This window comes from Micromonospora sp. MH33, assembly GCF_003013775.1.
GTDB classification, from domain to species: domain Bacteria; phylum Actinomycetota; class Actinomycetes; order Mycobacteriales; family Micromonosporaceae; genus Micromonospora; species Micromonospora fulviviridis.
Genome location: NZ_MUYZ01000306.1, coordinates 1 through 8,086, shown reverse-complemented (window position 1 = coordinate 8,086; position 8,086 = coordinate 1). Strand labels below are relative to the sequence as shown.

The window sequence follows — 8,086 nt, the reverse complement described above, 5'->3', positions numbered from 1 at the left end:
GGGCGCGGGTGGCGGCGGGCGGCGGGGTCACGGCGCGCGCGCCGGCCGTTCGCGCGGTCACGCCGGGCCCCGCAGGATGCCGCCGAGCGTGGGGTCGCTCGAGATGGTGGAGCCGCCCGGCGCCTGGTCGGCGGTCGGCGCACCGGGGGAGCTGACGGATCCCGGTGAGGACCCGCCTCCCGCCGGGGCGCCGGGCGGCAGTTTGAGCAGCTTGCGCAGCTGGTCGGTGAGGGGCAGCCCGCGCTGGCGCAGGGTCTGCGCGAGCTTGGTGCAGATCGCCGGCACCTCCGCGGCGGGAAGCTGGGCGACCATGAGCGAACAGGCGAAGGTGGCCGGGTCGTACGGGCCGAGCGGGTTGTCCCGGGTGTCCAGGGTGCCCGAGCGGGGGTTGTAGGCGAGGTTGAGGTTCCCGATCGCCAGCGGGGCCACGTCGAGGATCTGGATGACCGCCCGCTGCTGGTTGACCAGGACCTTGGTGATGTCGGCCAGCGCGGTGACGTTCGAGGTCAGCGCGGTCCGGTTCTGCCGGACGAAGGTGGTCACGTCGGCGAGCGCGGCGGCCAGGTTGCGCAGCGCCCGGGCCAGCTCCTCCTTCTCGCCGGCGAGCTGCTCGGCGACGTCGGCGAGCTGCTGCTGGAAGCGGCGTACCTGCTGGTCGCTGCGGGCCAGGGTGGTGGTGAAGCGTTGCAGGTTGACCACCGTGCCGAAGAGGTCGCCGCGTCCGCTCGACAGGGTGGTCAGCGCGCGGGAGACCCCGTCGAGCGTGTCGTGCAGGTTGGCGCCGTTGCCCTCCAGGTTGGCCCGGCCGGTGGCGACCAGGTCGGACAGGGCGCCGTCGGCGTTGGCGCCGCGAGGGCCGAGCGTCCGGTTGAACTCGTCGAGCGCGGCGTAGATGTCGTCGATCTCCATGGGCGCGGCGGTCCGGTCGACCGGGATCAGCGCGCCGTCGTCGAGCGCGGCGCCGCCGGTGTACGCGGGGGTGAGCTGCACGTACCGGTCGCTGACCACACTGGGCGGGACGATCAGCGCCTGCGCGCCGGCCGGCAGCCGCAGCTCCGGGTCGTAGCGCATCTCGACCCGGACCACCCGCCCCTGCGGGACCACCTTCTCAACCTCGCCGACGCGGACGCCGAGGACCCGCACGTCGGAGCCGGCGTAGACGCCGACCGCGCGGGTGAAGTACGCGACGACGCGCCGCTGCGGCGGTTCGTGGCGCCACACCGCCGCCCCGGCGGCGACGGCGATGACGAGCACGGTGGCCGCGGCGAGCGGCCGCCGCCAGCGCTGGATCCGACCGGGCATCAGCGACCTCCGGTGGCGGCGGGCAGGTACGGCTGGAGCAGACCGTCCACGTACGAGTCGAACCAGCGGCCGTTGCCGACCACGTTGGCGAACGCGGTGACGAACGGGCCCATCCGGCGGATGGTCTGCTCCAGGTCGTCGCGGTTGCGTTGCAGGACGGCCACCACGTCGCGCAGCTTGCGCAGCGCCGGTTGCAGCTGGGTGCGGTTGTCGGCGACCAGCCCGGAGAGCTGGGTGGCGAGCTGGTCGGTGCCGACCAGGAGCTGGTGGATGGCGTCCCGCCGCCGGGTCACCTCGGTGAGCAGCTTCTCCCCGTCGGTGACCAGCTTGCGGAACTCCTCGTCCCGCTCGGCGAGCACGCCGGTGACGCCCCGGGCCCGGGACAGCAGGGTGCGCAGCTCCGCGTCGCGGGAGGAGACCGTGCGGGACAGCCGGGACAGCCCGGTCAGCGAGGTGCTCACGCTGGGCGGGGTGTCGGCGAAGGTCTCCGACAGGGTGGTGAACGCCCGGGCGAGCTGGTCGGTGTCGACCTTGTCGAGGGTGTCGGCGAGGCCGGTGACGGCCTGCACCACGTCGAACGGGGCGGCGGTGCGGTCCAGCGGGATCTGCCCGCGCTCGGGCAGCTTCCCCGGGCCGGCCGGGGCCAGGGCCAGGTACTTCTGCCCGAGCACCGTCTTGATCCGGATGGTCGCGCCGGTGTCCCGGCCGAGGCGTACGCCGTCGTCGTCGACCCGGAACCGGACCCGCACGTACGGCTGCGGCCCCCGGGCCAGTTCCACGGCGGTGACCACCCCGACGCGCACCCCGGCCACCCGGACCTCGTTGCCGGTGGCCAGGCCGCTGGCGTCGTGGAACGCGGCGGCGTAAGCCCGGCCGGTGAGCGCGGCGATCCGGTCGAGCTGGAACGCGCCGAGCAGGGCGGCGACCAGCACGGTCAGCCCGACCGCGCCGACGATCACCGGGTTGCGTTCGCGGAACGGTCTCACCGGGCACCTCCGGTGGCGCAGCGGGCGGCGGTGGCGTCGACGCCGGGCACGGTGAGCGGCGCCCGCCCGTCGACGGCGAGCCGGCCGTCGAAGTCGCAGAGGTAGAAGTTGAACCAGGAGCCGTAGGAGGCGACCCGGGTCAGCGACTCGTAACGCTCCGGCAGCCGGCCCAGGGTGGCGTCGATCACGGCGGAGTTGCGGTTCAGCGTGCCGGCCAGTTCGTCGAGGGCGCGGACGTCGGCGGCGAGCGGCGGCCGGGTCTGGCGCAGCAGCCCGGCGGTGGTGTCGGTCAGCTCGCCGAGGCTGACCAGCGCCTCGCCGATGGCGGTGCGGTCGGCGGAGAGCCCGGAGACGAACTGCTGGAGCTGGCTGATGCTCTGGTCGAGTTCCCGGTCGTGCGCGGCCAGGGTGCCCAGCACCTCGTTGAGGTTGGTGACCACCCGCCCGATCACCGCGTCCCGGTCGGCCAGGGTGCTGGTCAGCGAGGCGGTGCGCCGCAACAGGCTGGCCACCGTGCCGCCCTCGCCCTGGAGCACCTGGACGATCTCGTACGCCAGCTTGTTGACCTCGGCGGGGTCGAGGGCGGTGAACAGCGGCCGGAAGCCGTTGAACAGCACGGTCAGGTCCAGCGCCGGCTTGGTCTGGCTGAGCGGGATGAGGCCGTCGGCGCGCAGCGGGCGGGGGTCGCCGGGGCCCTCGGTCAGCGCCAGGTAGCGCTGGCCGACCAGGTTGCGGTAGCGGACGGCGGCGCGCACGCCCACGGCCAGCGGCACGTCCCGGTCGACGGTGAAGGCCACCTCGGCGGTGGTGTCGTCGACCACCCGGATGTCGGCCACCTTGCCCACCCGCACCCCGGCGATCCGCACGTCGTCGCCGGCGAGCAGCCCGGTCACGTCGGTGAACCGGGCCCGGTAGGTGGTGCCGTCGGGCGGGAACGCGCCGAGGGTCTGTGCGAGCAGCCCGGTGGCCAGCAGCGTGACGGCGGCGAACAGCACCAGCTTCACCAGCGCGGGGGTCGTCTTCCCGGTCATCGGGCGGTCACCACCGCTCCGCGCAGCAGCGGGCCCCAGAGCAGCACCGCGAAGTCGGGCACCTCGGCGGGCGGTGTCCCGATGAGCCCGCCGACCAGCGGTTTCACCAGGGCCCGCTCCTCGGCGGTGCCGGCCCGGCCCATCGCCGGGGAGGCCGGCGCCGTCGGCGCGCCGCCGGCCGGCACGCCGACGGGCAGGGGTGCCGGGGTACGGGCGCCGCGGTAGTCGTAGCCGTCGGCGACCGGCACCTCCGGGGCGGGCACCCGCGGGTGCGGCATGCCCCGGCAGTCCGGGCCGTCGTGGGCGGCGTAGACCGGCTCGTCACGGCCCCGCTCGTACGGGCCGCCGTCGCGGGTCACCTCCAGGGTGATGTGCATCCGGCCACCGGCGAAGACCTCCTCGACCCGGGGTTGCAGGGCGACCAGCCCGTGCACCAGGCACGGGTACTCGGGTGCGTAGGCGGCGAGCAGTTCCAGCACGGGGCGGCTGACCTGGCCGAGCCGGATCAGCTGGTCGCCGTGCCGGTCCAGGAAGCCGCGCGCCGTGTCCGCCGTGTCGGTGGTGTCGGCCAGGAACGCGGCGAGCTGGTCGCGCTGGTCGCCGATGGTGCCGGCGGTGACGGTCACGTCGCGCAGCAGGGCGAGCAGGTCGGGCAGCGCCGCGTCGTAGCTGTCCAGCACGGTGGCGAGTTGGCGGAGGTCCTCGGCGATCGTCGGCAGCTGCGGGTTGAGCTGGCGCAGGTACGCGCCGAGCCGGGCGAGGTTCGCGCCGAGCCGCTCGCCACGCCCCTCGAGGGCGGTGGCGATGGCGCCGAGCGTGGTGGCGAGCTGGTCGGGGTGGATGGACTGGAGCAGCGGCAGCGCCTCGTCGAGCACCCGTTCCAGCTCGACGGCGGTGCGGCTGCGGTCCTGGCTGATCTCGGCGCCGTCGCGGATCGGCCCGGCGGCGCTGCCCGGGGGCGGGACGAGTTCGACGTACCGCTCGCCGAAGAGGGTCTTGGGCAGCAGCCGGGCGGTCACGTCGGCGGGGATCCGGGCGGTGGCGGCGGGGTCGAGGGCCAGCCCGATCACCGCCCCGTGGCCGTCGCTGCGCACCGAGCGGACGTCGCCGACGACCACCCCGCGTACCTTCACGTCGGCGCCCTCCAGCAGGTGCAGGCCGGCGCGGTCGGCGCGGAGGGTGACCCGGTCGACCGGGGTGAACGCCCCGCGGTACTGGAGCACAGCGGCGGTCAGCGCCGCGGTGAGCAGGGCGACGAAGACGAGGCCGAGGACACGGTGTCGCATGGTCGTCACCCCGCGATCCGGACGGTGGTGGTGGCGCCCCAGATGGCCAGGGACAGGAAGAAGTCCACGACGTTGACCGCGACGATCGCGGTCCGCACGGCGCGGCCGACGGCGACGCCGACCGCGGCCGGGCCGCCCTGGGCGGTGTAGCCGTACCAGCAGTGCACCAGCACCACGATCACGCTGAACACCAGCACCTTGCCGAAGGACCAGAGCACGTCCTCCGGCGGCAGGAACAGGTGGAAGTAGTAGTCGTAGGTGCCGGCTGACTGTCCGAAGTAGCCGACCGCGATGGTGCGGGTGGCCAGGTAGCTGGCGAGCAGGCCGACCACGTACAGCGGGATGACCGCGATGAAGCCGGCGATCATCCGGGTGGTGACCAGGAACGGCAGCGAGGGCACCCCCATCACCTCCAGCGCGTCGACCTCCTCGGAGATCCGCATGGCGCCGAGCTGGGCGGTGAAGCCGCAGCCGACGGTGGCCGACAGCGCCAGCGCGGCGACCAGCGGCGAGATCTCCCGGGTGTTGAAGTACGCCGAGACGAAGCCGGTGAACGCGCTGCTGCCGAGCTGGTCGAGGGCCTGGTAGCCCTGGAGCCCGACCTCGGTGCCGGTGAAGAAGGTGAGGAAGCAGATCACCCCGACGGTGCCGCCGAACACGGCGAGCGCTCCGGTGCCGAAGCTCACCTCGGCCAGCAGCCGGATCACCTCGCGCCGGTAGCGGCGCAGGGTGCGCGGCGCCCAGGCCAGGGCCCGCAGGTGGAAGGCGAGTTGACCGCCCAAATCGTCGAGATACCGCAGGACCGCCATGTCAGCTCCCCTTCTGCGGGACGACCTGGAAGTACACGGCCGTGACCACGAAGTTCAGCGCGAACAGCAGCATGAAGGTGATCACCACGCTGCGGTTGACCGCGTCGCCGACGCCCTTCGGCCCGCCCTTCGCGGTCATCCCCTGGTGGCTGGCGACCAGCGCGGCCGCGGCGCCGAACAGCAGCGCCTTCACCTCGCCGACCAGCAGGTCGGGCAGCTGGCCGAGAGCCTGGAAGCTGGCCAGGTACGCCCCGGGCGTGCCGCCCTGGAGCACCACGTTGAACGCGTAGCCGCCGGTCACGCCGACCACGCTGACCAGGCCGTTGAGCAGCACCGCGACCAGCATCGAGGCGAGCACCCGGGGCACCACGAGGCGGTGGATCGGGTCGATGCCGAGCACCTGCATGGCGTCCAGTTCCTCGCGGATCTTCCGCGCGCCGAGGTCGGCGCAGATGGCCGAGCCGCCGGCGCCGGCGATGATCAGCGCGGTGACGATCGGGCCGGCCTCGCGGACCACGGCGAGCACGGAGGCGGCGCCGGTGAACGACTGCGCGCCGAGCTGGCGGACCAGCGAGCCGAGCTGGAGCGCGATGACCGCGCCGAACGGGATGGAGACCAGCGCGGCGGGCAGGATGGACACCGAGCTGATGAACCAGGCCTGCTGGACGAACTCGCGGACCTGCACCGGCCGGCGGCCCAGCCCGCGCAGGGTGTCCAGGCAGAACGCGAAGAACTCGCCGGTGTGGCGGACGGCGGAGACCGGGGCACTCACACCGCCACCTCGCTCGCTTCGGCCGTCCAGCGGCCCTCGAACGACCCGGGCGGCGGGGTGACGCCGTGCTCGCGGCACCACTGCCCCGGCGGGCGTTCGGCGCGGCGCGGCCGCCCGTCCGACGGGGGCAGTTGCAGCGGGATGGGCGGCAGCGGCGGCAGCTCCACGCCGGCCTGCGCCTCGGCCGCGAGCTCCTCGGCGTCCTTCTCCTCGGCCATCCCGATCGGCCCGATCCGCTGCGCGTTGAGGAACTGCCGCACCACCGGCTCGGTGCTGGACAGCAGCATCTCCCGCGGCCCGAACATGGCCAGGTGCCCGTGGTAGATCAGGCCGATGTTGTCCGGCACGGTCCGGGCGGTGTTGATGTCGTGGGTGACGATCAGGAAGGTCGCCCCGGTGCGCTGGTTGAGGTCCACGATGAGCTGGTTGAGGTAGGCGGTGCGCACCGGGTCCAGCCCGGAGTCCGGCTCGTCGAAGAGGATGATCTGCGGGTCGAGGACGAGCGCGCGGGCCAGCCCGGCCCGCTTGCGCATCCCGCCGGAGATCTCGCCGGGCAGCTTGTGCTCGGCCCCGACCAGGCCGACCATCTCCAGCTTCTCGGTGACCACGGCCCGGATCTCCGACTCGGAGCGGCGGGTGTGCTCGCGCAACGGGAACGCCACGTTGTCGTAGATGGTCATCGAGCCGAACAGCGCGCCGTCCTGGAACAGCACGCCGAACAGCTTGCGCACCTCGTACAGCTCGCGTTCGGAGAGCTTCGGCAGGTCCCGGCCCTCGATGACGACGGAGCCCCGGTCGGGCTTGAGCAGCCCGACCAGCGTCTTGAGGAACACCGACTTGCCGGTGCCGGAGGGTCCCAACAGGACGGAGATCTCCCCGGCGGGCAGGGTCAGGGTGAGGTCCGACCAGACCGGGTGCCCGCCGAAGGACTTGGTCAGTCCACGTACCGCGACCTCGACGCCCATCGTTCCCCTCCCTTCGTGTCTCACCTGGGACATCGGGCGGGGACGGCCGGACGCAACAACTACTTTCGGTCACGTTTCGGGGACGGGCGGCAAGCTATGCAAAACCCCGGAGGTGTCGATAACGTGCCGGAAACCGGCCGGCGATGAGGATGTTCCGCGAACGCCATGACGACAGTGATCGAGTCCGAGCTCGTCCGCCGGGCCGCTGCGGGCGACCCGGCGGCGGTCGAGGCGTTGCTGGTCGGCGTGCGTCCGGGGCTGGTCCGCTACTGCCGGGCCCGGCTGGGCCGGGTGGGCGGGGCCTACACCACCGCCGACGACGTCGCCCAGGAGGTGTGCGTGGCCGTGCTGCGCGCCCTCCCCCGCTACCGTGAGCAGGGCGTACCGTTCGCCGCGTTCGTCTACGGCATCGCCGCGCACAAGGTGGCCGACGCCCAGCGCTCCGCCGTCCGGGACGCCGCGGTCACCCCCACCGAGACGCCGGTGGAGCGGCCCGACGCCGCGCCGGGGCCCGAGCAGCAGGCGGTGGCGAGCGACCTGGCCCGGCGGCTGTCCGCCCTGCTCGACCGGCTCCCCGACGTGCAGCGGGAGATCGTCCTGCTGCGGGTCGCGGTGGGGCTCTCCGCCGAGGAGGTCGGGGACGTGGTCAACATGTCGGCGGCCGCGGTCCGGATGGCCCAGTCCCGTGCCCTGGCCCGGCTCCGTACCCTTGCCGGGGGCTCACTGGACGAGGTGGCGGCATGACCGGGCGGACGCCGGGCGACGGCGACGAGGCGATGGACCTGGGGACCATCGCCCGCGACGACGTGCTGCTCGACGCGCTCGGCCGGGGCGAGCCCGCGCCGGACGGCGACGCGCTCGCCGGCCTGCTCGCCGCGTGGCGGTCCGACCTCGCCGAGGAGCCCGCCGGGGTACGCCCCGCCGCGCCGGACGCC

Annotated in this window: 9 protein-coding genes; 2 read left to right on the top strand and 7 right to left on the bottom strand. The window is 73.8% G+C overall.

Annotated elements, in window-relative coordinates; translation table 11 throughout:
• Positions 1 to 57: 57 nt before the first annotated feature.
• The 7 genes from B0E53_RS30320 to B0E53_RS30290 are packed head-to-tail and all read right to left on the bottom strand — an operon-like array spanning position 58 to position 7,151.
• Positions 58 to 1,302 (bottom strand): MCE family protein, encoded by a 1,245-nt coding sequence (locus tag B0E53_RS30320; protein WP_107079124.1) that lies wholly within the window; start codon positions 1,300 to 1,302, stop codon positions 58 to 60.
• Positions 1,302 to 2,288 (bottom strand): MCE family protein, encoded by a 987-nt coding sequence (locus B0E53_RS30315; RefSeq protein ID WP_107079123.1) that lies wholly within the window; start codon positions 2,286 to 2,288, stop codon positions 1,302 to 1,304. The genes B0E53_RS30320 and B0E53_RS30315 overlap by 1 nt, the downstream gene beginning before the upstream one ends.
• Positions 2,285 to 3,319, bottom strand: a complete 1,035-nt coding sequence (locus B0E53_RS30310) for an MCE family protein (protein ID WP_107079122.1) — start codon at positions 3,317 to 3,319, stop codon at positions 2,285 to 2,287. Before B0E53_RS30310 ends, B0E53_RS30315 begins: the two co-directional genes overlap by 4 nt.
• Positions 3,316 to 4,605, bottom strand: coding sequence for an MCE family protein (locus tag B0E53_RS30305; RefSeq protein ID WP_210406274.1), 1,290 nt, complete (start codon positions 4,603 to 4,605; stop codon positions 3,316 to 3,318). The genes B0E53_RS30310 and B0E53_RS30305 overlap by 4 nt, the downstream gene beginning before the upstream one ends.
• A gap of 5 nt (positions 4,606 to 4,610) precedes the next feature.
• Positions 4,611 to 5,414 carry an ABC transporter permease gene (locus B0E53_RS30300; protein WP_107079120.1) on the bottom strand — a complete coding sequence of 268 codons (804 nt, stop codon included), beginning with the start codon at positions 5,412 to 5,414 and terminating at the stop codon, positions 4,611 to 4,613.
• 1 nt (position 5,415) lies between these two features.
• Entirely contained in the window at positions 5,416 to 6,186 is a 771-nt protein-coding gene (locus tag B0E53_RS30295; protein WP_107079119.1) for an ABC transporter permease, read from the bottom strand.
• Complete coding sequence (locus B0E53_RS30290) at positions 6,183 to 7,151, bottom strand: ABC transporter ATP-binding protein (RefSeq protein WP_107079118.1); 969 nt, start codon at positions 7,149 to 7,151, stop codon at positions 6,183 to 6,185. The genes B0E53_RS30295 and B0E53_RS30290 overlap by 4 nt, the downstream gene beginning before the upstream one ends.
• A gap of 165 nt (positions 7,152 to 7,316) precedes the next feature.
• On the opposite strand from B0E53_RS30290, the gene shbA reads away from it, so the two are divergent.
• Entirely contained in the window at positions 7,317 to 7,895 is a 579-nt protein-coding gene (gene shbA, locus B0E53_RS30285; protein ID WP_107079117.1) for an RNA polymerase sigma factor ShbA, read from the top strand.
• A partial coding sequence (locus tag B0E53_RS30280) for an anti-sigma-D factor RsdA (RefSeq protein ID WP_246835676.1) occupies positions 7,892 to 8,086 on the top strand: 195 nt, incomplete at its 3' end. The genes shbA and B0E53_RS30280, both read left to right, overlap by 4 nt.

Coding starts and splice junctions, on each gene's coding strand:
- B0E53_RS30320 (WP_107079124.1), bottom strand. CDS start 1,302: ATGCCCGGTCGGATCCAGCGCTGGCGGCGGCCGCTCGCCGCGGCCACC.
- B0E53_RS30310 (WP_107079122.1), bottom strand. CDS start 3,319: ATGACCGGGAAGACGACCCCCGCGCTGGTGAAGCTGGTGCTGTTCGCC.
- B0E53_RS30305 (WP_210406274.1), bottom strand. CDS start 4,605: ATGCGACACCGTGTCCTCGGCCTCGTCTTCGTCGCCCTGCTCACCGCG.
- B0E53_RS30300 (WP_107079120.1), bottom strand. CDS start 5,414: ATGGCGGTCCTGCGGTATCTCGACGATTTGGGCGGTCAACTCGCCTTC.
- B0E53_RS30290 (WP_107079118.1), bottom strand. CDS start 7,151: ATGGGCGTCGAGGTCGCGGTACGTGGACTGACCAAGTCCTTCGGCGGG.
- shbA (WP_107079117.1), top strand. CDS start 7,317: ATGACGACAGTGATCGAGTCCGAGCTCGTCCGCCGGGCCGCTGCGGGC.